General features: G+C 53.2%; 18 protein-coding genes. 8 read left to right on the top strand and 10 right to left on the bottom strand.

Translation table 11 applies throughout. The features are described from left to right. Positions 1 to 39: 39 nt before the first annotated feature. The 8 genes from eno to ACLGL1_RS02400 form a co-directional block, all read right to left on the bottom strand. The gene (gene eno / locus ACLGL1_RS02435; RefSeq protein ID WP_411007205.1) at positions 40 to 1,323 is read right to left on the bottom strand and encodes a phosphopyruvate hydratase; all 1,284 of its coding nucleotides are present in this window, start codon (positions 1,321 to 1,323) and stop codon (positions 40 to 42) included. Further along, on the bottom strand, positions 1,316 to 2,854 hold the full coding sequence (gene gpmI, locus ACLGL1_RS02430) for a 2,3-bisphosphoglycerate-independent phosphoglycerate mutase (protein ID WP_411007204.1): 1,539 nt from the start codon (positions 2,852 to 2,854) through the stop codon (positions 1,316 to 1,318). The genes eno and gpmI overlap by 8 nt, the downstream gene beginning before the upstream one ends. Next, the gene (gene tpiA / locus ACLGL1_RS02425) at positions 2,838 to 3,596 is read right to left on the bottom strand and encodes a triose-phosphate isomerase (RefSeq protein WP_411007203.1); all 759 of its coding nucleotides are present in this window, start codon (positions 3,594 to 3,596) and stop codon (positions 2,838 to 2,840) included. The genes gpmI and tpiA overlap by 17 nt, the downstream gene beginning before the upstream one ends. Further along, positions 3,593 to 4,792: a phosphoglycerate kinase gene (locus tag ACLGL1_RS02420; RefSeq protein WP_411007202.1), complete on the bottom strand. Its 1,200-nt coding sequence runs from the start codon at positions 4,790 to 4,792 to the stop codon at positions 3,593 to 3,595. The genes tpiA and ACLGL1_RS02420 overlap by 4 nt, the downstream gene beginning before the upstream one ends. Positions 4,793 to 4,861: 69 nt before the next feature. Then, positions 4,862 to 5,815: a DNA-binding protein WhiA gene (gene whiA / locus ACLGL1_RS02415; protein WP_411007201.1), complete on the bottom strand. Its 954-nt coding sequence runs from the start codon at positions 5,813 to 5,815 to the stop codon at positions 4,862 to 4,864. Continuing rightward, positions 5,812 to 7,164, bottom strand: coding sequence for a gluconeogenesis factor YvcK family protein (locus ACLGL1_RS02410; protein WP_411007200.1), 1,353 nt, complete (start codon positions 7,162 to 7,164; stop codon positions 5,812 to 5,814). The genes whiA and ACLGL1_RS02410 overlap by 4 nt, the downstream gene beginning before the upstream one ends. A gap of 18 nt (positions 7,165 to 7,182) precedes the next feature. Next, complete coding sequence (gene rapZ / locus ACLGL1_RS02405) at positions 7,183 to 8,037, bottom strand: RNase adapter RapZ (RefSeq protein WP_411007199.1); 855 nt, start codon at positions 8,035 to 8,037, stop codon at positions 7,183 to 7,185. Positions 8,038 to 8,059: 22 nt separating this feature from the next. Continuing rightward, a complete protein-coding gene (locus ACLGL1_RS02400; RefSeq protein ID WP_411007198.1) occupies positions 8,060 to 8,407 on the bottom strand; it encodes a hypothetical protein in 348 nt (115 codons plus the stop codon). Between the two features lie 178 nt (positions 8,408 to 8,585). On the opposite strand from ACLGL1_RS02400, the gene ACLGL1_RS02395 reads away from it, so the two are divergent. The 3 genes from ACLGL1_RS02395 (at position 8,586) to carB (ending at position 13,653) form a co-directional block, all read left to right on the top strand. Then, a complete protein-coding gene (locus tag ACLGL1_RS02395) occupies positions 8,586 to 9,305 on the top strand; it encodes a radical SAM protein (protein WP_411007197.1) in 720 nt (239 codons plus the stop codon). Between the two features lie 74 nt (positions 9,306 to 9,379). Then, a complete protein-coding gene (locus ACLGL1_RS02390; protein WP_411007196.1) occupies positions 9,380 to 10,444 on the top strand; it encodes a carbamoyl phosphate synthase small subunit in 1,065 nt (354 codons plus the stop codon). A gap of 2 nt (positions 10,445 to 10,446) precedes the next feature. After that, entirely contained in the window at positions 10,447 to 13,653 is a 3,207-nt protein-coding gene (gene carB, locus ACLGL1_RS02385) for a carbamoyl-phosphate synthase large subunit (protein WP_411007195.1), read from the top strand. 638 nt (positions 13,654 to 14,291) lie between these two features. Here carB and ACLGL1_RS02380 read toward each other — a convergent pair. Both ACLGL1_RS02380 and ACLGL1_RS02375 read right to left on the bottom strand, forming a co-directional pair. After that, positions 14,292 to 14,804 (bottom strand): hypothetical protein, encoded by a 513-nt coding sequence (locus tag ACLGL1_RS02380; protein WP_411007194.1) that lies wholly within the window; start codon positions 14,802 to 14,804, stop codon positions 14,292 to 14,294. Between the two features lie 52 nt (positions 14,805 to 14,856). Further along, positions 14,857 to 15,672, bottom strand: a complete 816-nt coding sequence (locus ACLGL1_RS02375; RefSeq protein ID WP_411007193.1) for a helix-turn-helix domain-containing protein — start codon at positions 15,670 to 15,672, stop codon at positions 14,857 to 14,859. 261 nt (positions 15,673 to 15,933) lie between these two features. Here ACLGL1_RS02375 and ACLGL1_RS02370 point away from each other — a divergent pair, with 261 nt between their 5' ends. From ACLGL1_RS02370 to ACLGL1_RS02350, 5 genes are all read left to right on the top strand, one after another. Then, positions 15,934 to 18,822, top strand: a complete 2,889-nt coding sequence (locus ACLGL1_RS02370) for a SpaA isopeptide-forming pilin-related protein (protein WP_411007192.1) — start codon at positions 15,934 to 15,936, stop codon at positions 18,820 to 18,822. Positions 18,823 to 18,867: 45 nt separating this feature from the next. Continuing rightward, entirely contained in the window at positions 18,868 to 20,358 is a 1,491-nt protein-coding gene (locus tag ACLGL1_RS02365; RefSeq protein WP_411007191.1) for a SpaH/EbpB family LPXTG-anchored major pilin, read from the top strand. Between the two features lie 82 nt (positions 20,359 to 20,440). Next, positions 20,441 to 21,307, top strand: coding sequence for a class C sortase (locus tag ACLGL1_RS02360; protein WP_411007190.1), 867 nt, complete (start codon positions 20,441 to 20,443; stop codon positions 21,305 to 21,307). Further along, on the top strand, positions 21,291 to 22,256 hold the full coding sequence (locus tag ACLGL1_RS02355; RefSeq protein WP_411007189.1) for a Cna B-type domain-containing protein: 966 nt from the start codon (positions 21,291 to 21,293) through the stop codon (positions 22,254 to 22,256). Before ACLGL1_RS02360 ends, ACLGL1_RS02355 begins: the two co-directional genes overlap by 17 nt. Then, positions 22,253 to 22,852, top strand: a complete 600-nt coding sequence (locus ACLGL1_RS02350; RefSeq protein ID WP_411007188.1) for a sortase — start codon at positions 22,253 to 22,255, stop codon at positions 22,850 to 22,852. The genes ACLGL1_RS02355 and ACLGL1_RS02350 overlap by 4 nt, the downstream gene beginning before the upstream one ends. Positions 22,853 to 22,862 lie beyond the last annotated feature (10 nt).

The following is a 22,862-nucleotide window of genomic DNA, read 5'->3' as shown; positions in this document are numbered from 1 at the left end:
AAAAACCGTCCGGCGGGCTGCCGGACGGTCATTAAAAAATTATTTTAAGTTGAAAAAGCCTTCCCGGCCCAGGTAGACGGCGCTGTCGCCCAGTTCTTCTTCAATCCGTAGGAGCTGGTTGTACTTGGCGACGCGGTCGGTGCGGGCAGGGGCGCCGGTTTTGATTTGCCCGGCGTTGACAGCCACAGCGATATCGGCAATGGTGGCGTCTTCCGTTTCACCGGACCGGTGGGAGATGACGCTGGTGTAGCCGGCCCGGGCGGCCATTTCAATGGCGGCCAGGGTTTCGCTCAGGGTCCCGATTTGATTGACCTTGATGAGGATGCTGTTGCCGACGCCTTTTTCAATACCCCGGGCCAGCCGCTTGGTATTGGTGACAAAAAGGTCATCCCCGACAATCTGCAAGCGGTCGCCGAGCCGGTCGGTCAGCTGCTGCCAGCCTTCCCAGTCTTCTTCATCTAAACCGTCTTCAATGGAAATGATGGGGTAACGGTCGATGAGGCCTTCATAGAAGTCGATCATTTCTCCAGCGGTTTTGCTGGTCCCTTCGCCGGCCAGGTCATACTTGCCGTCCTTGTAGAGTTCGGAGGAGGCGACGTCCAGGGCCAGGAAGATGTCCTTGCCCGGTTCATAACCGGCTTCCTTGATGGCTTCAACGATGACCTGGAGGGCTTCTTCATTAGAGGCCAGGTTCGGGGCAAAGCCCCCTTCGTCGCCAACAGCGGTGGCCAAGCCCCGGTTGCTGAGGACATTTTTCAGGGCATGATAAATTTCCGACCCCATCCGGAGGGCTTCTTTAAAGCTGGGCGCCCCCAGGGGCATGATCATAAATTCCTGGATGTCCACGTTATTGTCGGCATGCTTGCCCCCGTTTAAGATGTTCATCATCGGGGCCGGCATGACGTGGGCGTTGGCCCCGCCGATATACCGGTAGAGGGACAGGCCATTGGCGGCGGCAGCTGCCTTGGCGCAGGCCAGGGAAACGCCCAGAAGGGCATTGGCCCCGCAGGCCCCCTTGTTATCGGTGCCGTCCAGGGCAAGGAGCTTGGCGTCCAGCTCATTCTGCCGGCAGACGTCCATGCCCAGGAGGGCCGGGGCCAGGGTATCGTTGACATTGGCCACAGCCTCTTGGACCCCCTTGCCCAGGTAGCGGCCCTTGTCGCCATCCCGTAATTCCACGGCTTCAAAGGCGCCGGTCGAGGCCCCGGAGGGTACGGCCGCCCGGCCCATAAAGCCGGTATCGGTCCATACGTCTACTTCAACCGTCGGATTGGCACGGGAATCGAGGATTTCCCGGGCAATAATGCTTTTAATTTTATGCATGCTGGTCTCCTTCCAGTAAAGAGCAACCGGTCATTTCCGACGGTTGCGGGCAGTCCATTAAGTCTAAAAGGGTCGGGGCAATATCACAAAGGGCCCCCGGACGGAGGGTCCTCCCCCGGCCCTGAACGAGCAATAAGGGCACCGGGTTGCTGGTGTGGCTGGTTACCGGCTTGCCGCTTTCATCCTGCATCTTTTCACAGTTACCATGGTCTGCACAGATGAGCATGGCGCCTTCTGTTCCGGCCAGGGCCTGTAGGATCCGACCCAGGGCCTGGTCAACGGCCTCCATGGCCTGGATGGCGGCCGGCAGCTGGCCGGTATGGCCGACCATATCCGGATTAGCAAAGTTAACCAAGATAAAGTCCTTGTCACCGGATTCCAGAGCCTGGACAACCCCGTCTGCGACTGCCGCCGCACTCATTTCCGGGGCCAGGTCATAGGTGGCCACCTTGGGTGAGGGCACCAACCGCCGGTCTTCACCTGGGTTGGGTGTTTCCACCCCACCATTGAAAAAAAAGGTGACATGGGCATATTTTTCCGTTTCCGCCGTCCGGAGCTGGTTTTTGCCCTGCTTGGCCAGCCAGGCCCCCAGGGTATTGTCAATGGCGGCCGGCGGATAAATGATATTTTCTGCCGGCACCAGGCCGGCCTCGTATTCAGTCAGGGTCCGCAGCATCACTTGAGGCTGGGTACCCCGGTCAAAGCCGGAAAAGTCCTCCTTGACCAGGGCCTGGCAAAATTCCCGGGCCCGGTCGGCCCGGAAGTTAAAGAAGATGACCCCGTCTCCATCGGCCATGGGCCGGCCGGGGCCGATGACTGTGGGCAGGATAAATTCATCCGTCACCCCTTCGTCATAGGAGGCCTGGACACAGGCCACCGCCTCATCGGCGGCCGGGCCCTGAGCCTGGACCACTGCCGCCCAGGCTTTCTGGACCCGGTCCCAGCGGTTGTCCCGGTCCATGGCGTAATAGCGACCGCTGACCGAGGCGATCCGGCCAAGGCCCTGGCGGGCGATTTCCGCTTCCAGGTCCTGGACATAGGCCAGGCCTGAATCCGGCGACACATCCCGGCCATCGGTAATGACATGGACCGCCAGCTGGCTGAGCCCCTGGTCCTTGGCCCAGACCAGGAGGGCATAAAGGTGGCTGTTATGAGAATGAACGCCACCGTCAGATAAGAGGCCCATCAGGTGGAGGGTCCCCCCGGTGCTTTTGAGCTGGTCAGCCAGGGAGACCAGGGCCGGCTGGTCGAAAAAGCTGCCGTCCCGGATGGCCCGACTGATCCGGACCAGGTCCTGGTAGACCACGCGACCGGCGCCCAGGTTCAGGTGGCCGACTTCCGAATTCCCCATTTGCCCGGCCGGCAGGCCAACGGCTTCGCCGGAGGCCTCCAACTGGGTATGGGGCACCGTCGCAAAAAGATGATCCAAGTGGGGGGTCCGGGCTTGGCTGGCCGCATTGGTCGGCCCTGCCGGGGCCAGGCCCCAGCCGTCTAAGATACAGAGGACCACCGGTTTAGCCACAGCTGGCACACCCCTTCTCCACAAGGGCGGCAAAGCTGGCCGGCTCCAAAGAGGCCCCGCCAATCAAGCCACCGTCAATATTTTCCTGGGCAAAAAGGGCTGCACAGTTATCCGGCTTCACACTGCCCCCGTAAAGGATCCGGGCCTGGGCGGCCACGTCCTTACCCAGGCGGTCGGCTAAATGGGCCCGGAGGCTGGCACACATGGCCTCGGCATCTTCCGCCGTTGCAGTGAGACCGGTGCCAATGGCCCAAATCGGTTCATAGGCAATGATGACTTCCTTGGGGAGGACCCTGCCGGTCATGTCCCCAAAGACTGCATCCAGCTGGGCCCGGGTGTGGGCTTCAGCCCCGCCGGCCTCCCGGATGGCCATGCTTTCGCCGACACAGAGGACAGGCATCATACCATAGTCAGCCGCTGCCCAGTATTTTTCTGCCACAAAGGCATCTGATTCCTTAAATAAGTCCCGGCGTTCCGAATGGCCGGTTAAGACATAGCGGACACCAAAGGGGGCCAGCATGGCCAAGCTGACCTCACCGGTAAAGGCACCGGCAGTTGCCGGGTGGAAGTTTTGGGCCCCCAGGCCAACCCCGGCCAAGGGCGCCTTGGATAGGGCATCCAGGGCTGTCAGCGGGGCAAAAACGGCTGTATCCACTTCAGCAGGCAGGGCCGGCAGGCTATCAAAAAAGGCCACCGCCTCTCCTGCGGTCTTGTTCATCTTCCAGTTGGCCATAATGAGTAACCTTCTCATGCCGGTTCATCCTCCCGTTCTTCCAATACCGCTAAACCGGGGAGCAATCGGCCTTCCAGGAAGACTAGGGAGGCCCCGCCACCGGTAGAAATATGGTCAATTTGTTCACTGAGGCCGGCCTGAGCCACAGCGGCCACCGAGTCGCCCCCGCCAATAATGGTGTAACCCGCGCTATCGGCCACCCCCTGGGCCAGGGCATTGGTCCCCTGGGCAAAGGCCTCTTTTTCAAAGACCCCCATGGGGCCGTTCCAGAAAATGGTCTGGGCCCCGTCCAGGGCCTTGACATAAAGGTCCCGGGTGGCCGGTCCAATATCCAGGGCCATATCCCCGGCGGCCAGGTCGTCCACCTTTTTGATGGTTCCTTGGGCATCATCCAGGCTCTTGGCCACAACCACATCGGTCGGCAGTAAGAAGGCCTTGCCGGTTTCGGCCTGCTGGTCCAAGAGGCTCTTGGCCAGGTCGATCTTATCTGTTTCAACCAGGGAGGCCTGCATATCATAGCCCTGGGCTGCTAAGAAGGTATTGGCCATGCCCCCACCGATAATAATCTTATCGGCGATTTTCATGAGCTCTTCAATCACTAAAATTTTATCGGATATTTTTGCCCCGCCAATAATGGCCACATAGGGACGGACCGGGCGCTTGCCGGCCCGGGCCAGGGCGGAAATTTCTTTTTTCATCAGGTAGCCGGCAACAGCCGGTAAAAAGTGGCCAACACCCTCCGTCGAGGCATGGGCCCGGTGGGCGGTCCCGAAGGCATCGTTCACGAAGATATCCCCCAGGGCAGCCAATTTTTTGACAAATTCAAGGCTATTCTTTTCTTCTTCCGGATGGAAGCGGACATTTTCCAAGAGGAGGGCCTGGCCCGGTTGTAGGTCAGCGACGGCCTTTTCAGCCAGCTCGCCAATACAGTCGTCTGCCTTGGCCACCGGTTGGCCCAGGAGGGCCGATAACCGGTCGGCCACCGGGTCCAGCCGCAGGCTGTCGACCACCTGGCCCTTGGGCCGGCCCAAGTGGCTCATAATAATCAGCCGGGCCTCATGGTCCAGCAAATAGCGGATGGTCGGCAGGGCGGCCTGGATCCGCTCATCATTGCTGATGGCCCCGGTTTCCTTATCCAGGGGGACATTGAAGTCCACCCGCAAGAGGACCCGCTTACCAGCTACATCGTAATCTTCTAGTGTTTTTTTACCCATGTTTGCCTCCTTGTGCGTCATATTTATTTTTATTATACGCATGGATAGGTCATTAATCAATCATCATGATCACCAAAGGTCACCTTCTGCCTTGAGTTTTTCGGCAAACTGCTCCAGCCGCCGCATCCGGTGGTTGATCCCACTCTTGCCGATGGGCGGGTCGCACATTTCGCCCAGCTCTTTCAGGCTGGCCTCCGGGGCCAAGAGGCGGAGCTTGGCCACCTGCTGAAGGGCCCGGGGCAGCTTATCAAAGGCCCCCTGGGCCTGGATGTATTCAATCATCTCCACCTGGCGGAGGGCCGCATCAATGGCCTTGTTCATATTGGCCGTTTCACAGTTGACCAGGCGGTTGACCCGGTTGCGGACCCCCTTGGCCACCCGAACATTTTCCAGGTCCATGACCGCCTCATGGGCGCCAATGAGGGCCAAAAAGTCGCTGATCTGCTCACTCTCCTTCAGGTAGAGGACGCAGTTTTCCTTCCGGTAGCTCATCCGGAAGTCAATGCCATAGCCGGCCACCAGGTCGGTAATTTGTTCGGCGTATTCCTCGCTTTGGGTGACAATTTCCAGGTGGTAGCTCCGCTGGGGGTCGGTCAGGGACCCGCTACCCAGGAAGATGCCCCGGATATAGGCCCGGCGGACCTGGTCTCCACCGGTGAATTCCGGGGCGATATCCGACCGGAAGAGGAGCCCGTCCTCATTCATCATCCCCAGGGTGGTCAGGGCCGTCTTGAGCCGGCCCTGACCGGGCACCCGGACCACATAGCGGATGTTTTTCTTTAACTTGGTATGCCGCTGGATTTCTATCCGGGCATTTAAATGAAATAATTGTCTCAACCAGCTGTAGGCCTGGCGGGCCACAGCGGCGTGTTCTGAAACCAGGGCCAGGGATATTTGCTTACCCGCACCGATGAGGATGGACCCGTCCATGCGGGCAATCCCGGCCAATTGAGCCACCTGCTCCCTTTCATCCAGGTCAGACAGGTGGACCAGTTCGTTTTTTACCTTTGCCGAGTAACTCACGTGTCCAAATCCTTTCTATGCTTATAGGTCTGCCAATCCCAGTAGGACTTGACCAGGCCCCGGTGGAGTCTAAAGTAGTTATCATTATAGAGGGTCTCCATAATGGTCTTGGCCAGGGGCAGGGAGGCATGCCGGTAGGGGTTGTCTGAAGCCACCAGGGGGGCAGTCACCAGGTCAGCGCCGAGCTTCTTAATCCCGGCTGCATCCACCTGGACATGGGCCCCACCGCCGGTGATAAAGTCGGCCAGGGCCACATCCGGCGAGGTGGTGCCATCATCGGCGATGACATAGTCCACCAGCCCCTCTTGGCTGTGGTCCAAAATGGCCCGGAGGTGGTCGGCGGCAGTGTAGTCTGTCGTCTCCCCGGGCTGGGTCATGACATTGCAGACATAAAAGACCCGGCCGCGCGACTTGGCCAGGGCCTCTGTGACCCCCTTCACGCACAAATTAGGCAGGACCGAGGTGTAGAGGCTGCCCGGCCCGAGGACAATGGCGTCGGCCTCAGCAATGGCCGCCAGGACCTCCGGCAGGACTTCCGCATCACCGGGCCGGATGCTTAATTTTGCAATGGCGGCCTCGGCATCGGTAATATGGCATTCGCCGACAATCCGCTTGCCGTCACTCATCTTGGCCACCAGGGTCAGGGGCTCCATGGTAATGGGCAGGACCCGGCCGGAAATATGCAGGACCTGGTCAATATTGGCCACCGCATCCTGGAAGTTTCCCTGGACAGCGGTCAGCCCCAAGAGGAGCAAATTCCCCAGGCTGTGCCCCTTGAGGCCCTCCCCCTTGGCAAAGCGGTAGCTGAAGAGCTTCTCCATAATATCCTGCTCATCTGCCAGGGCCACAATACAGTTGCGGATGTCCCCGACGGGGATGACATCAAAGGCCTCCCGGAGCTTGCCCGAGGACCCCCCATCATCGCCAACGGTCACCGCCGCCGTAATATTGGAGGTATACTTCTTCAGCCCCCGTAATAGGACCCCCAGGCCGGTCCCGCCGCCAATGACCACAATCTTGGGGCCATTGGCCAGGATGGTTTCTTCATAATAAGCATCTATGCTGGACCCCTTGGTGCTGTGAAAGCGGCTGGAAACCTGCATACTGCTGTAAAGAATGAGCCCTATACCGATGAACACGCAAATGAGACCTTGCCAAAAGGAAAGGTCTGGAAGATTTAATTGTAGGAAATGAACGACATCATAGGTGAATTGCTTGGCGGTCTGGTTGTTGACCATGGACCACAAGCCCAACACCACAAGCCCTAAGGCTACCCCGCCTAAAATGGCCCAGCGTTTCAGCCCTAAACCGGGAGAAAGCCATTTGGAAAGTCGCTTGCGTGGCTTCAAGCCATCACCTCATCTCAACTAATGGTCGCGGTGGTTCACCGTCACCTCATAGCCCTGTTCTGCCACCCGCCGGCCCAGGGCAATGGCCATGGCGATCGACCGGTGCTGGCCACCTGTGCAGCCAATCCCGATGGAGAGCTGGTTCTTGCCCTCCTTGATATACTCCGGCAAAAGCTCCAAGATTAAGTCGGAAAAATGCCGCAAAAAGCGCTGGGTTTCCGGCCGGTCGTAAATATAGGATTGAACCGCCGGGTCTCGGCCGGTTAGCTGGCGGAGCTCGGGCACATAGTAGGGATTGGCCATAAAGCGGACATCCATGACGATGTCTGCATCAATGGGAATCCCATGCTTAAAGCCAAAGGAGGTGACCATCACCTGGATGCCGGTATCTTCAGAGGTCAGGGTATCAATAAGGGTCTGCCTCAGGTCCGCATTGGTCAGGTTACTGGTGTCAATAATGGTCTGGGCCCGGTCACGCAAGTAGGCCAGGGCCTCCCGCTCCAGCTGAATCCCGGTTAAAAGGGACCCGGCCGGGCTTTGGGGGTGGCTCCGCCTGGACTCCTTAAAGCGCCGCACCAAGACTTCATCAGATGCATCCAGGAAGATGATTTCATAATGGATGCCGATGGCATGCAAATAAGCGAGCGCATCATCAATACTGTCTAAAAAGGAGCCGTCTCTTAAATCGACGACCAGACAAACTTTATTGATGTTACCCTCGCTCGTAACAATCAGGTCTGCAAACCGGGAGATGAGGGGGGACGGCAAATTATCGACACAGAAATAGCCCATGTCTTCTAAAACTTTACTGGCCTGGGTCTTCCCTGCACCGGACATGCCGGTGACAATGACAAAATGTTTGTCCGTCTGCATGACCTCACCCCTTCATTGTTTTTTAAGCATCAACCGGTCTGGAAGCCCGGAATACCAGGTAGCGGCCACCAAGGAGGGCCTCGCGGTTTAAGATCAGGGTTTCTTGATCGTCATTAATAAAGAAGTAACCCTCACCGACCTGGTCGGCTTTTTTCCAGCCCTTGTAGTCAATCCAGTCTAAGAAGAGGTCTTCGCTCTTGCTTTGGTTTTTCATAATATAAGCATAAGCCCCTGCCCCTTCATACTTGGTGAAGAGTTCAGCTTGGGGTCTTTCCAATTTTACGATTGCTTCAACTAAGTCACGCTTAGCCATACCGAGGCCCCCAATGGCACCTGCGGCCAAGGCTAACCCTAGGATTCTTTTTTTCATCGTCTTCTACCTCCTAAAAGTTTGACTGCCAAAAAAATGAGCTTTACTGCCATTTTTTCAAAAATAATCATACCATGTTTTAAGCCATTCGTCATGTATATTTACTAAATTTGCTGAAATCGGCCGGATTATTTGCAAACTGTTTTTTTGCCTGCTATGATGACGCTAACAGAGAGGAGTGGTTCTCATTCAAGACTTAAACCGATACGGCATCGTCCCGGACAAGTGCCCCCGGGAAATTGTCCTCTTACGAGGCAGCGGCTGCAAGTGGAGCGCCTGCCGCTACTGCGACTACCACCTGGACCGGTCCAGTGACCCCGCCGCCAACTATGCCTTAAATGCCCAGGCCCTGGCCCAGGTTGACGGCCGCTACCAACACCTAGAAACCGTCAACTCCGGCTCCTTTTGCGACCTGGACGCCCAAACCGTCGACGAAATCTTCAAGGTCTGCCAAGACAAGGCCATCCATACCCTGACCATCGAATGCCACTGGCGAGACCGGGACAGTCTCCCGGCCTTACGGGACCGGTGCCGGGCCGCCGGCATCAGCCTCAAGGTCAGCAGCGGGATTGAAACCTTTGACGGCCTGGTCCGGGAGGCCTACCTCAATAAGGGGATTCCGGCTGACGTCACGCCGGCAGACCTGGCCCAGCACTTTGACCAAACCTGCCTCCTATTTGGCCTGCCCGGCCAGCACCTGGCCCAGATGACCCGGGACCTGGCCATTGGCCTGACCTACTTTGACCGGGTCACCTTAAATATCTTCACCGCCAACAGCCGGCAAATCCAGCCGGACCAGGCCGTCATCGCCCTCTTTAAAGACCAGATCTACCCCCTTATCAAAGACAACCCCCGGGTGGATATCTTGATGGAAAACACCGATTTTGGCATCGGCTAGACTTGATTTCCCTTTGGGATATGATATAATATCTTGATTTTAATCACCAGTTATACCTGTAAAGGAGTGCGACCATGCGCAAAAAAGCCATACTATTGCTCTCTGACGGCAGCCGCTTTGAAGGGCAGTCTGCCGGCGCTGAGGGGACGGTCATTGCCGATCTCGTCTTTACCACCGGCCTTGTCGGTTATCTTGAAGGGATTACCGACCCAGCCCACCAAGACCAGATTTTAATCCAAACCTTTCCCTTAATTGGTAACTACGGTCTGAATGAAGCTGATATGTCCTCAAAATCAGCCACCATCAAGGGTTACGTCATTGGCCAATTAAGTGATACCCCCTCTAACTTCCGTTCGGAAGGTGACTTGCCTTCTTTCCTGAAAAAAGAAAATGTCGTTGCTATTAGCGGTATTGATACCCGGGCCTTAACCAAAATCTTACGCAGCCGGGGCAAAGTCAAGGCCGTCCTTACCACCGATCCAGCACAAGCATCCTTGGATGTCCTCACCGGTCGGGCAACGTCAGACCTGCCGAAAGCGCAGTCAGACTCCATATTCCCGACCTGTCGTGGCCTTGCCGACCGACAGGTTATTTTATGGAATTTAGGCGCCAGCCAGGGCCTTTATGAAGCCCTCCAAGCTGGTGACCACACCGTCTGTGCCCTACCCAAAGATACCGATGCCAAGACCCTCCTTGACCTGCAGACCGCCGGCATCGTCATTTCCGACGGCCCCGGGGACCTGGCCGACTACACCGACCTGGTCCCGGTCATCAAGGCGCTCCTGGCCGCCAAGGTCCCCCTCCTGGGCATCGGCCTGGGCCACCTCCTGCTAGCCCAAGCCCAGGACCTGGCCGTTACCCCCCTCATTCCGGCCCACCACGGGGCCCAGGCCGTCCGCGACCTGCAAACCGGCCGGCTCTTTTTAACCAACCAGAACAACCATGAAACCGTTGCCCTAGAAAGCCTGGATACCTCCATTGCAGACCTCCGCTACCAGTGTGTCAATGACCAGACCTGCGCCGGCCTGGATTACAAGACCGCCCCGGCCATCGGCCTGCAATTCCGCCCTGAAGGCAGGGCCGGTGTCTTAGACGGTTTAGATGTGCTCGCACGCTTTTTTGAACTAGGGGAGGAATAATCGTGCCACTGAATCCAGACTTAAAAAAAGTACTCGTTATCGGCTCCGGCCCCATTGTCATCGGCCAAGCCGCTGAATTTGACTACGCCGGCACCCAGGCCTGCCGGGCCCTAAAGGAAGACGGCCTGGAAATCGTCCTCATCAACTCCAACCCGGCCACCATCATGACCGACGAGGCCATGGCCGACCACATCTACATCGAGCCCCTGACCCTGGAAACCGTCAAGCGGGTCATTGAAAAAGAGCAACCGGACGCCGTCCTCTCTACCCTGGGCGGGCAAACCGGCCTGACCCTGTCCATGCAGCTGGCCAAGGAAGGCTTCCTGGATAAGATGGGCGTCCGCCTCCTAGGGGCCAATCCGGAAACCATCGACAAGGCCGAAGACCGGCAGATTTTCAAGGATACCATGACCGCCATCGGCCAGCCCACCATCGCCTCCAAGGTCGTCACCCACCTAGAAGACGCCCTGGCCTACGCCGACCAAATCGGCTACCCGGTCATCGTTCGCCCGGCCTTTACCCTCGGTGGCAGCGGCGGCGGCATTGCCGATGACCACCAGGCCCTGGCTGAAATTGCCCAGCACGGGATTGACCTGTCCCCCATTAACCAAATCTTGGTCGAAAAGTGCATTTCCGGCTGGAAGGAAATCGAATTCGAAGTCATCCGCGACAAGGACGGCAACGCCATCACCGTCTGCTCCATGGAAAACGTGGACCCAGTTGGCGTCCATACCGGCGACTCTGTCGTCATCGCCCCGGCCATTACCCTGGCTGACCGGGAATTCCAGATGCTGCGGACCGCCGCCCTGGATATCGTCAACGCCCTGGAAGTGGAAGGGGGCTGTAACGTTCAGTTCGCCCTCCACCCGGAAAGCTATGACTACGCTGTTATTGAAGTTAACCCCCGGGTCAGCCGGTCTTCTGCCCTGGCCAGTAAGGCCACCGGCTACCCCATTGCTAAAATCGCCACGAAAATTGCCATCGGCTACCGGTTAGACGAAATCCAAAACGCCGTCACCGGCTGCACCACCGCCGCCAGCGAACCGACCGTTGACTATGTCGCGGTGAAATTCCCCAAGTGGCCCTTCGACAAGTTCGTCTATGCCAAGCGGGACCTGGGCACCCAGATGAAGGCCACCGGCGAAGTCATGTCCATCGGCAAGAGCTTTGAAGAAGCCCTCATGAAGGCCGTTCGCGGTGCAGAAATCCGCCACGACACCCTAGCCGATGCCGACATGCAGGCCCTCTCCGATGAAGACCTCCGCCAAGAAATCGGCAAGGCCACTGACCTCCGCCTATTCGCCTGCTACGAAGGCCTCCGCCGGGGGATGACCGTCGATGAAATCCACGCCATCACCATGATTGACGAATGGTTCCTCAACGGCTTCCGCCGCCTGGCCGAATACGAACAGGCCATCACCGGCAAGGCCCTCTCCGAAGAAGACTACATCACCGGTAAAAAGATGGGCTTTACCGATAAAACCCTCCGGGCCCTTTCCGGCCAGGACCTCCCCATGACCCTCAAGCCCGTCTACCACATGGTAGACACCTGCGCCGGCGAATACCAGGCCGAGACCCCCTACTTCTACTCCGCCTTCTACACCCCTGAAGAAGGGGCCATGAACGAGGCCGAAGACCACGTCAAGGCCTCCAAGAAGGACCGGGTCGTCGTCTTTGGCTCCGGCCCCATCCGGATTGGCCAAGGGATTGAATTTGACTATTCCAGCGTCCACTCCGTCTGGGCCCTCAAGAACCTGGGCTACGAAGTCATCATCATCAACAACAACCCGGAAACCGTTTCCACCGACTTCGACACCGCTGACCGCCTCTACTTTGAACCGGTCACCTGGGAAGACGTCAAGCCCATCCTGGACCTAGAGCAACCCATCGGCGTGGTCGTCGCCTACGGCGGCCAAACCGCCATCAAGCTCACCGCTGACCTGGCCAAGGCCGGCATCCCCATCATCGGTACCACCGCCGACGGCATCGACATGGCCGAAGACCGGGAACGCTTTGACAACCTCTTAACCGAGCTCGACATCAAACGCCCCGCCGGCCACACCGTCTTCACCGAAGAAGAGGCCCTCAAGGCCGCCAGCGACATCGGCTACCCCGTTCTCATGCGGCCCTCCTACGTCCTGGGCGGGCAAAACATGATCATCGCCTGGAGCGATGCCGACATCCGGGAATACATGAAAGTCATCATCAACGCCGGCGAAGCGGAAAACCCCATCCTCATCGACAAGTACCTGTCCGGTATTGAAGTCGAAGTCGACGCCATCACCGACGGCCAAGACGTCCTCATCCCGGGTATCCTGGAACACGTCGAAAGAACCGGCGTCCACTCCGGTGACTCCATCGCCGTTTACCCGGCCCCCAATATCCGCCCCAAGGTCGCCATGCAAATCCTGGACCAGACCAGGGCCCTCTGCCGGGGCCTAGGCGTCATCGGCCTGGCCAATATCCAGTACATTGTCTACGGCAATGACGTCTACGTCATCGAAGTCAACCCCCGGGCCTCCCGGACCGTCCCCTATATTTCCAAAGTCACCGGCGTCCCCATGATCGACCTGGCCACCCGGGTCTCCCTGGGCGAAAAGCTCCAAGACCTGGGCTACGGCACCGGCATCTACCCCGCCAGCACCCACATCGCCGTTAAAATCCCCGTCTTCAGCTTTGAAAAACTCATCGACGTAGACACCCACCTGGGGCCGGAAATGAAATCCACAGGGGAAGTCCTGGGCATCGGCAAGACCATGCTGGAAGCCCTCTACAAGGGCCTTATCGGCGCCGGCTACACCCTCACCAAAGAAGGCGGCGTCTTCATCAGCGTCCGCGATTCCGATAAAAACGAAATCGCCCCCATCGCCAAAAAATTCTTTAACCAAGGCTTCCGGATCTACGCCACCAGCGGGACTGCCAAAGTCCTCCGGTCCGTCGGCATCGACCTCACTGAAGTCGATAAAATGCACGAAGGCACCGACGAAAACGCCTGGGGCCTCCTGGAAAGCCACGAGGTCGACTACATCATCTCCACCTCCACCCGCGGCCGCGACCCCGAACGGGACTCCGTCATCATGCGCCGTAAAGCCGTCAGCCTCGGCATCCCCACCCTCACCTCCCTGGACACCGCCAACGCCCTCATCGACAGCATCGCCGGTGACTTCACCGAAGAAAACACCAGCCTGGTGGACATTAAAGCCCTGTAGGCTGGCGTTTAGGGCGTAAGTGATATAGTTAAAGGCCCCTGTACCATTCGCTCTTGAATGGTGCAGGGGCCTTTCATATGCTCTTCTTTAGCTAGATGAAAACCCTCGAGTAGCTACCATAACAGGTTCATAAAACCAATCTGACGGCTGTACATCGGCAAAATAGCTGCCTTTATCCCCCCTATAAATACCATAACCCCTACATTGGGACGAGCCTCTGCCCTCTCATATGCTGCCAGGGGGTTGCCAATAATGACATCTCCAGAAATAGCTAGCCCCTCAATATCCGGCCCAGCCACACAAGCCCCGCAGACCCTCTCAATCCATCCAGCCTACCCTTCTCTGCTTAACTCTTTTTACTTCTTACTTCTGCCATCCCATTTTTATGTTGAATTTTCTAACTACCTCCCGGCATATTCAAATAAGGATTGCAATAAAAAAAGATGACCTTCTGCAGAAATCCTGAAAACGCACAAAAAGACATTCTTCCACCACTTGAAAGAATGTCTTTTTGTATAGAATTTTAGATAGCAGCCGGCCACGGATGAAGCCTAAAGTAACCTTTCTCCTGCAAGTATTTTCACAAAGACAAGTCCCAGCTAAATAAGATAGCCTGCCATAGACTTGATTTATACCGCTTATTCCAACCCGCTGTCATGTCGGTAGTCAGTAAATTCCCCGGGGTGCTCCTCTAAAATCCGTCGTATTTGGTCCAAGCAAATCGTTTTTATGAGTTTTTCCATTTTTTGGGGCATCGGAAGTTGCTCAAAGCTAAAGATAATCTTATTCTCTAATTTTTCCCGTACAACAAAATCTGTAATGATAACCTCATGAGGGACCTCTCTTAAGATATCCGTAGTAATCTCACAGCCCTCATAGACCTCAGCCTCTAACATATTGGTATCAATACTATTGATTAAATTTTTGATGATCTGGGCATAGTAATGATCATAATGGCTCACAACCAAGGCCTTATAGGACGGGAGTCCATTAATCAATTGTGGCAGGAGGTTTGGCCAAAGGGTGTAAACCGTATAAGTAAGGTGTTTAGCCCGGTGCCGGTATTGTGGATGAAAGCGTTCTAAAAATTCTTCAAGAAAAGCATAAACATCCCTGTGAAAATCAATATTGAAAAAACGGACATAGTTCAAAAAGTAATCTGAATGATTAATAAAAAAATCTGAAGCATCTACATTACTGATTTTAAACCGAAAATAAATAAGTCAAAATTTGGTACATCAGCTGCACCCGGTCCTCATCATTCTTTCTGACATAGTGGTCTAAAACCAGGCCGGCAGCCGGCACTTTCACTAATTCTTCCACCTTTGGATAGAAAATCGGGCTGTATTCTTCTACCGGAATAACAAAGCCCTGTTGCAGCCGTATGAGGGATACCCCCAAGGCTATTTTTATATATTTAAAATGAGCAGGATACATTTTTCTGCCATGGATATACTTGCCAATAAGGTATGCCAAGGTCTGGACATCTTCCTCTGAAATATACTTTTCAAAGGGCCATGCCAAAGGATCTGGCATCACTTCAATAAAAAAATTAATATAAAACTTTTGAATCTCCCGCTCAGGCCCAATAAATTGCATCTGACTATAAGAGAACTCCAAATCATATACTTGTGGTAGCTCCTGATTAAATAGGCGGATATTTCTAAAAATAGACGATTCACTACAGTCAAGATCCAGGGATAGGTCTATTTTTTCGATATTAGGTGAAAAAAAAGAATGATAAAGGATTTGCACAATTAACGAATGGAATAAAAAAATTCGGTGCATGGTCAGCAAGCCAAAGTTAGGATCAAAAACCACCTGAACCATGGACCCGGTCTGCTGAAATTGAACATACTCGTAAAATATTTTTTCCAGATTTTCTATGTAAATTTTTACTGTTTTAGGCGAAGCATCTATCCCCCGGGCTAGATCTGTATATTTCTGCCATTCCCCATCTCGTTGATATAAAAGAGACATTAGCCGCACCATTTTTTTATCTTGATTTAGAAATAACATACGCCCTCCCTTTCTCAAATGAGAATACATGGTCTAGCATTCACGAACGGATAGATTTTTCACCAATATATGTACATATATTTATAGCTTATCCATATTATATTTTCTGCAACCTAAAAGGCAAATTTTTTTACAGAATAAAAACATGCCATTTAAAACACGAAAATTAAGCGCTTTTTAAAAGTGCATTTGCTAGCCCATGAGTCTATGATAACAATGGACGGCGTCCATGTATCCCCATTTATAGAAAGGAGGACTTCTGTGTTGAAACGGTTAACACCCTCCCGGCTTAGGCGAAAGATCCGTCAGCAAGGCAAAAGGCTTATTGGATTCGGCCTCATTGTAGCCCTGCTGGCCACATCGGGCTGGACCTCGGCAGCAGATGCTGCCGGGAATACCGACTATAGCCTGGAAAGTCTCTTAAACCTACCGGCCGGCCAGGAAGACCTTTTAGTTGACAAGGGTCCAGCAGGAAGAGACCAGCCGGATACGGAAAAGGAACCGCCCCCTTCAGGAAAAGAGACCAAGCAAGACCCTGCCACCAACCAAGAAGGCTTGCGTCTGCTAATAGGAGGAGGCCAGGAAGCCACCACCCCCTTGCCAGTAAAAAAAGCCTCCCCAGACCAACTGGAAGACATAGTGCAAAAGGTTTTGGAAAAAGAGTCAGACTTATCCCCTTCTCCAGAAAAATTCGCCTACCTGGTGGAAAGGGCTGAAGAACCCCCATCAAAAACCGCTCCCACTGAAGACTGCCCTTACCGGGCTGAATTAATCTTGGCAGACCTGCCTTTTCCAGTAACCAACACCGGCGCCTGGCACTGTTACTTGGTCGACCACGACGGCCGTATCCAAGACTTAACCGCCAGCCTATCCGAAGCCTTCCAAGAAGCCGGCACAGCAGATACTGTAACAATGGCCTTTACAGCCCCAGTTCTCAGTACCTTGTTATTTGTCAAAGAAACAGAAAAAGCAAAAGAGACAGAGAACAGTCAAGAAAGTGACCTGGGTAAAGGCGATAAAAAGCGCGAAAAAAATAAGCCCGACGACAAAAAACCGGACCCATCACTTGAGTCTGACAAAAGTAAGGAGGGTTACCTAGAAGGGAGGGCTAGCTTAGAAGAAAAAAACAAGGACGAGAAAAAACTCAAAGACTTAGAAAAAACAGAAGACCATCTTGACGAAGACTTATGGGAGTGGGAGGCCTTCCGTTCCGAACTATTCAGTGAAGATAGTGAGGATGATTTTTCTCTAAGGCACAACAAACAAATTGATTATCTAGGAGATAAAATTCCAAACAGCGATACAGATATCCAAAAGAAAGCTTCTGAAGAAAAGCTCAAAGACTTGTATCGTCTTTATTTAGATATAACTGGGAAAAAAACCACAGAAGATACCAGTAAAGGAATAGACCTGGTCGTTGTCATTGATAAATCCGGAAGTATGAGTAAAAGAGATATGAAGAACCCTGACTCTTGGGGATTATTTCCTTCAAAATTTTCAAGAAATGAAGCGATTACCCATTTCTTGAATGGATCTCTTCACAGCCAAACAGAAAATGGCTTTATCAATAAATTTTTATCTCAAAACGACGGGAAAAACAGGTTAGCAATTGTTGAATTTGGTGGGGAAATGAGGCCTGGATTTAATTGGGAGTTTCACGATGATACCAACCTCTTGCTGGACTGGACAAACCAACCAACCTTCATTGAAGCTAAAGGGTCACATCCCCCAGATGGCACCCATTACGATGCCGGTTTACTACATGCTGAAGAATTATTAAACCAGCAAGCCAATAGTGGAAACCAAAAAGCCTTACTCTTTATTAGCGATGGCGTTCCTACCTTTTTCACAACAATGGAAGGTGGACGTCTTAAGCGCGAGGGCAATGGTAGGTATAACGATTCATGGAATGTGGCCAATGCTAGAACCCATGCAAAAAAATTTATTGAACAATTCTACCAAAAAAACCCTGGATTATTAACCTATGCCGTCGGTGTTTCTAAAGATATCAATGAGGAGAGTTTAGGAGGGAGTCAAAGCCCGGAAGTGCTTCAATTTATGGCATCTGAGGCCAGGAAAAGCAGTAAAGGATATTTTGTTAGTATTGTTGATGATATGTCACAACTAAATGAAAAACTGGGTGAGCTAATTGAGCGTTCAGTATACAGCGTAACTATAGAAGACACGCTTAGTCCATATGTCGAGTTGGAAGCTGAACAGCCAGACTTCAAGGTCACTCAGACAAATAATTACACCGGCAAAGAAGAAACTCTATGGGAAAACGGTCAAGAAACGGAGTATAACAAGCTTCACCAATGCATCTCCGCCATCCAAAAAAATAAGGATTCCCAGGGAAATGAAAAAATTAAGTTGATTTTCAATCCCACTTTTAAGCTGGACGGAACATACAAATATACCCTTTCGTACAATGTCAAAGTAAAAGCTGAGGCCTATGACTATTACAAAGAATACGGCAAAATGCCTCACACCGGTGACTGGAATACCGACTATAAGTACAATACCACCAGTTCCTTAAAGGAAGGCTTTTACTCTAATAATTCTGCCCAAGTCAGCTATGCCTTTGGTACTGAAAAGGATGCTAAAAGATACACCGAATACTATCCTCACCCTGTTGTGCAAGTCAGTTTAGAAACCTTAAAAATAAAGAAAGTGGACCATGCTAATACGGCCCAAGGTCTAAAGGGTGCCCAGTTTTCTTTATACAAGGACAACCCTAATGAAATACCTAATGCTAGTCCTATCTCTGCCCATGATAGCCAGGGCCAATTATCATCAACCTTTACTTCAGATAACACAGGCAACATTTCTATTGCTGGATTAGAACAAGGTGACTACTATTTAAAAGAAATAACCCCTCCTTCTGGCGGTTATTTAAAATTGAGTGAGCCAATACACCTTAAACTTTCAAAGTATGGCCAAGTTACCTTACTTGATAATAAAAATACTTTAGTATCTTGGCAAAACGCCGGCTATATCCAGGTGGAAAATATCAAAGAAGGCCATGTCCTTCCCCAAACCGGCGGCCCCGGCAGGGCCCTCTTCTACCTTATCGGCCTTGCTATCCTTATGATAGCCCTTGCCTATCGTCGGCGTAAGCCTAGGAAGGGAGGGCAGCCGGAAAATAAGTAATATCAGTTGTATCGCAAACGATTAACCAGTAAAGGAGAAGAAGAAATGAAGCAAATCATTAAAAAAATCGGTGCAGCCCTCTTGGTTGCCATTTTTCTCGCAGTTAATGTTCTACCCAGCGTAGGGGCCTTTGCCGCAGATCAAAAAGGCTCTATTACCGTAAAAAATACGGTAGCCGGAAAAACCTATAACCTCTATAAGGTCTTTGATTTAACCTACAAGGGCGAAAACAAAGATAAGAACGTTTCATATACCATTGCCCAGGGCTGGGAGGACTTCTTTAAAACCGGCGATGGGGCAAAATATATTACCGATCAACAAACCGGTGCAAATGGTGAAACCCTCAACCCGATTATTGTCAATGGAAAAGTCCAGTACATCAATATTACAGAAACCAATGTCCCTGAATTTGCTCAAGCAGCTTTAGCTTTTGCCGGGAAAATGGACCCCGTCAATTCAGAAAACGCAACCGGAGAGGAACTCACATTCAATAACCTTAGCTTAGGATACTACCTTGTTTATCCCAAGGGGGCAACAAGCATCAAAAAGGACTTTGCCTCTTTGGCATCCATTACCTCTACCACACCAGATGGCGAAGTAAAGGTCAAATCTGAGTACCCCACCATTGAGAAAAAGGCCGATAAAAAAAGCTTTGACTACGGCCAAGAGGTTACCTATACCTTAACCGGAAAGGTCCCGGATACCACCGGTTACTCGAAATATATTTATCAATTAAGCGACCAATTAAGCAAGGGTTTAACCTTACAAGATAAAAGCGTTGACGTGAAGTTTGGAAATCAAATAATTGCCAGCAACGTAGAAAGTAAAGAAGTAACCAATAAGGATATCAAAATCACCCCCAATGTTACCCAGGGCACCCTGCAAATTGACTTTGAAATGCTTAACCTCCAAGCCTACAAAGGGCAAGAAATTAAAGTGACCTACAAGGCCCTTGTCAATAAGGATGCCGTCATCGGTAGCGAAGGTAACCCGAATAAGGTCACCCTTAAATACAGTAATAACCCGAAAAACGGCGATGACACCGATACCACCACTGATGAAGAAAAAGTCTATACCGCTGAAATCAATATTTTAAAAGTAGACGGTAAAAATAAGGCCACCAAACTGGAAGGTGCTGAATTTGTCTTACGAGACAAAAACAGTGATGATGCAAAATATTACAAGTATGACGACCAAGCCGGCAAGGTGACTTGGGTAGCTGACAAAAAAGATGCTACCGTTAAGAAAACAGACAGTAATGGTCATGCTGACTTTAAGGGCTTAAAGAACGGGACTTATTACTTGGAAGAAATCAAGGCCCCAGATGGTTACAACCTTTTAACTGGACGCAAAGAGGTTATCGTTAATTACGAAAACCAAAACCCCCAACAAATCTTTACCGTAGAAGTTGAAAACAAGTCAGGCTCTGAATTACCCGGCACCGGTGGTATGGGGACCCTCGCCTTTATCATCATCGGTGGTGGCCTTGGTCTATTAGCGGCCGGCCTCTACCGCCGCAACCGGCAAGCTGAATAGCGAGAATTCCCAGCCAATGAAGGCTATCAGAACCAAAGAAAGGAATATACGCCGCTGAACCTCTTTCGGCGGCGTTCCGCTTATGCAAAGAGAAAAAACAGCCCTCCTATCCCTTTTGCTCATGCTCCTGGGCCTGGTCATCCTCTGCTACCCGGTTTTAGGATCCTTTGTCAATGGCTTTACCCAAAGCCGGGCCATTGTCCATTATTCGGAAAAGGTAGAGGCCCTAAGTCCGGAAGAAAGGGAGTCCCTCTTAAGAGGAGCCCAAGCCTATAACCTGGCCCTGCAGAATAACCCGGAAGCCTTTTATAAGCCGGACCTCATCCCCGGCTATGAGCAAACCTTAAACCCAGGCGGCGATGGCATTATGGCCTATGTCTCTATCCCCAAGGTCCGGCTCAGACTCCCCATCTACCATGGGGTTACTGAGCCTGTCCTCCAGCTAGGGGCCGGCCACCTGCCCGGGACAGCCTTGCCCATTGGAGGCCAGGGCAACCATACCGTTATTTCCGCCCACAGCGGCCTGCCCACCCACCGTTTTTTTACCGACCTGCCCAAGTTAAACAAGGGGGACACCTTCTCCATCCATGTGCTGGATAAGACCCTTTCCTACCGGGTCATATCCATCCAAAAGGTCACCCCGGACCAAAGTGAGGGCTTGAGAAATATCCCTGACCAAGACCTATGCACCCTCTTTACCTGCACCCCCTATGGGATCAATACCCACAGGCTCCTGGTCACCGGGGCCCGGCTGCCAGATAGGCCCGAAGAGGACCAAGCCCCTGAAAAAGGTTTCCACTGGCCCCCCTGGCTGACCGGGTACCTTAAAATAGGCCTAGCCCTCCTTGCCATTACCATAAACATCATCTTAATCATTAAACAAGCCCGGCGATACCACCGGGCCAAGCAGGACCAAGAGAAAGGAGTCAGTAGTGAACAAACCGAATAAGCTTTTACGGGTCCTCTGCCTAGCCCTGGTCTTGAGCCTTCTGCTAACCACCGGTCTGCCGGCCCGGGCAGCAGAGGCCCAGGCCGGTCCGGAAGTCTCTACCCCCTTCCCCACCATGACCTTTCACTTGTACCGGATTGCCGAAAAAAATAGTACCGGCAGCTGGAAAGGGCTCCCCCCCTTTCATGCCTATGCCCTGGCCCTTAAGCTAGATACTGATGAAGGTAAAAGAACCCTATCTGAAACCCTAGCCGCCTATATTCTCCGGGACAAACTCCCCCCCTACCAAACCGTTCAGGCAGATAGCACCGGTAAGGCCTCCTTTGGAAAAATCCCCGCCGGCCTCTACCTGATAACCGGTGATGGCAGTGCAGATTCCGCCGGTCGCCGGCCTGTTCCTACCCTTATTGAATGGCCGGCTAAAAAGCCTCCCAGCCCTCCGGTCCGGCCCAAGTATGAAGTACCGGGCTCATCCGGCAAAACGGACAACCTGGCCGTCCACGTCCTCAAAGTCTGGCAGGATAAGAATAATCCCGACCGGCCCAAGTCGGTTCAAGTCCAGCTCATCCAGGATGACAAGGTCATCGAAACAGCCACCCTATCTGCCGAAAATAACTGGCGAAAGGACTGGTACTTCCTCCCCAGAGGCCACAGCTACCATGTCGTTGAAAAGGACGTCCCCCCAGGCTACACCCTAAGCGTCAGCCGAGAGGGGACCATCTTCACCCTCACCAATAACAAGGGCGAAGAGCCCAAAAGGCCACCGGGGAAAACCCCACCCCCTGATCAGCCTCCTCAAAAGCCAACCCCTAAATTGCCTCCAGCCGGCCCTAAAATCCCCCAGACCGGTCAGCTTTGGTGGCCAGTGGCCTTCCTAGCCATCTTGGGAATCGGTTTTTCCCTAAAGGCTTATCGTACTGGCAAAAGACCTAAGCAAGGAAAGCAATGAAGACCGCCCGCACCTACCTGGTCCTGGGCCTCATCTGCCTCGCTGGCGCCCTGGCCCTTACCGGTTATAACCTTTATGACGCCCACCGAGCAGGTGTCCAGGCCAAAAACCAGCTCGCCGCCTTCCAAGAAGTCATCCAAAAGGCCCCTCTGGACCCAACCCAGGCTCATGAAGGCATGCCCACCGTCCTGGTGGATGGCCGACCCTATATAGGCGAAATCATCATAGAAGCCTACAACCTCCACCTGCCTGTCATGGCCAACCTAACCTCTGACAACCTCCGGATAGCCCCCTGCCTCTACCGAGGCAGCCTCCCTGATAACCACCCGGTCATTGCCGGCCATAACTACACCAGCCACTTCGGCCCCCTCCTCACCCTGGGCCTAGGCAACCGAGTGACCCTCATTGACGCCCGGCAAAGGGCCTACACCTACCAGGTGACCAAAAGAGAAACCCTGGCCGATACCGCCATAGCTGACCTCCTAGACAGCCAACCCACCGACCTTACCCTAGTCACCTGTACCTTGAGCGGGTATACCCGGTGCGTACTGAGGTGCGAACGAGTCAAACCGGTAGAAAACCTAAGTCTTGCCTGAGCAATGATGA

The organism is Peptococcus simiae (assembly GCF_046569735.1).
Lineage (GTDB): Bacteria > Bacillota > Peptococcia > Peptococcales > Peptococcaceae > Peptococcus > Peptococcus simiae_A.
This window is presented reverse-complemented; position numbering and strand designations above follow the sequence as displayed.

What these genes read in the sequence shown, in the direction of transcription:
- eno (WP_411007205.1), bottom strand. Translation starts at nt 1,323, where the DNA reads ATGCATAAAATTAAAAGCATTATTGCCCGGGAAATCCTCGATTCCCGT.
- tpiA (WP_411007203.1), bottom strand. Translation starts at nt 3,596, where the DNA reads ATGAGAAGGTTACTCATTATGGCCAACTGGAAGATGAACAAGACCGCA.
- ACLGL1_RS02420 (WP_411007202.1), bottom strand. Translation starts at nt 4,792, where the DNA reads ATGGGTAAAAAAACACTAGAAGATTACGATGTAGCTGGTAAGCGGGTC.
- rapZ (WP_411007199.1), bottom strand. Translation starts at nt 8,037, where the DNA reads ATGCAGACGGACAAACATTTTGTCATTGTCACCGGCATGTCCGGTGCA.
- ACLGL1_RS02400 (WP_411007198.1), bottom strand. Translation starts at nt 8,407, where the DNA reads ATGAAAAAAAGAATCCTAGGGTTAGCCTTGGCCGCAGGTGCCATTGGG.
- ACLGL1_RS02390 (WP_411007196.1), top strand. Translation starts at nt 9,380, where the DNA reads ATGCGCAAAAAAGCCATACTATTGCTCTCTGACGGCAGCCGCTTTGAA.
- ACLGL1_RS02375 (WP_411007193.1), bottom strand. Translation starts at nt 15,672, where the DNA reads ATGTTATTTCTAAATCAAGATAAAAAAATGGTGCGGCTAATGTCTCTT.
- ACLGL1_RS02365 (WP_411007191.1), top strand. Translation starts at nt 18,868, where the DNA reads ATGAAGCAAATCATTAAAAAAATCGGTGCAGCCCTCTTGGTTGCCATT.
- ACLGL1_RS02360 (WP_411007190.1), top strand. Translation starts at nt 20,441, where the DNA reads ATGCAAAGAGAAAAAACAGCCCTCCTATCCCTTTTGCTCATGCTCCTG.
- ACLGL1_RS02350 (WP_411007188.1), top strand. Translation starts at nt 22,253, where the DNA reads ATGAAGACCGCCCGCACCTACCTGGTCCTGGGCCTCATCTGCCTCGCT.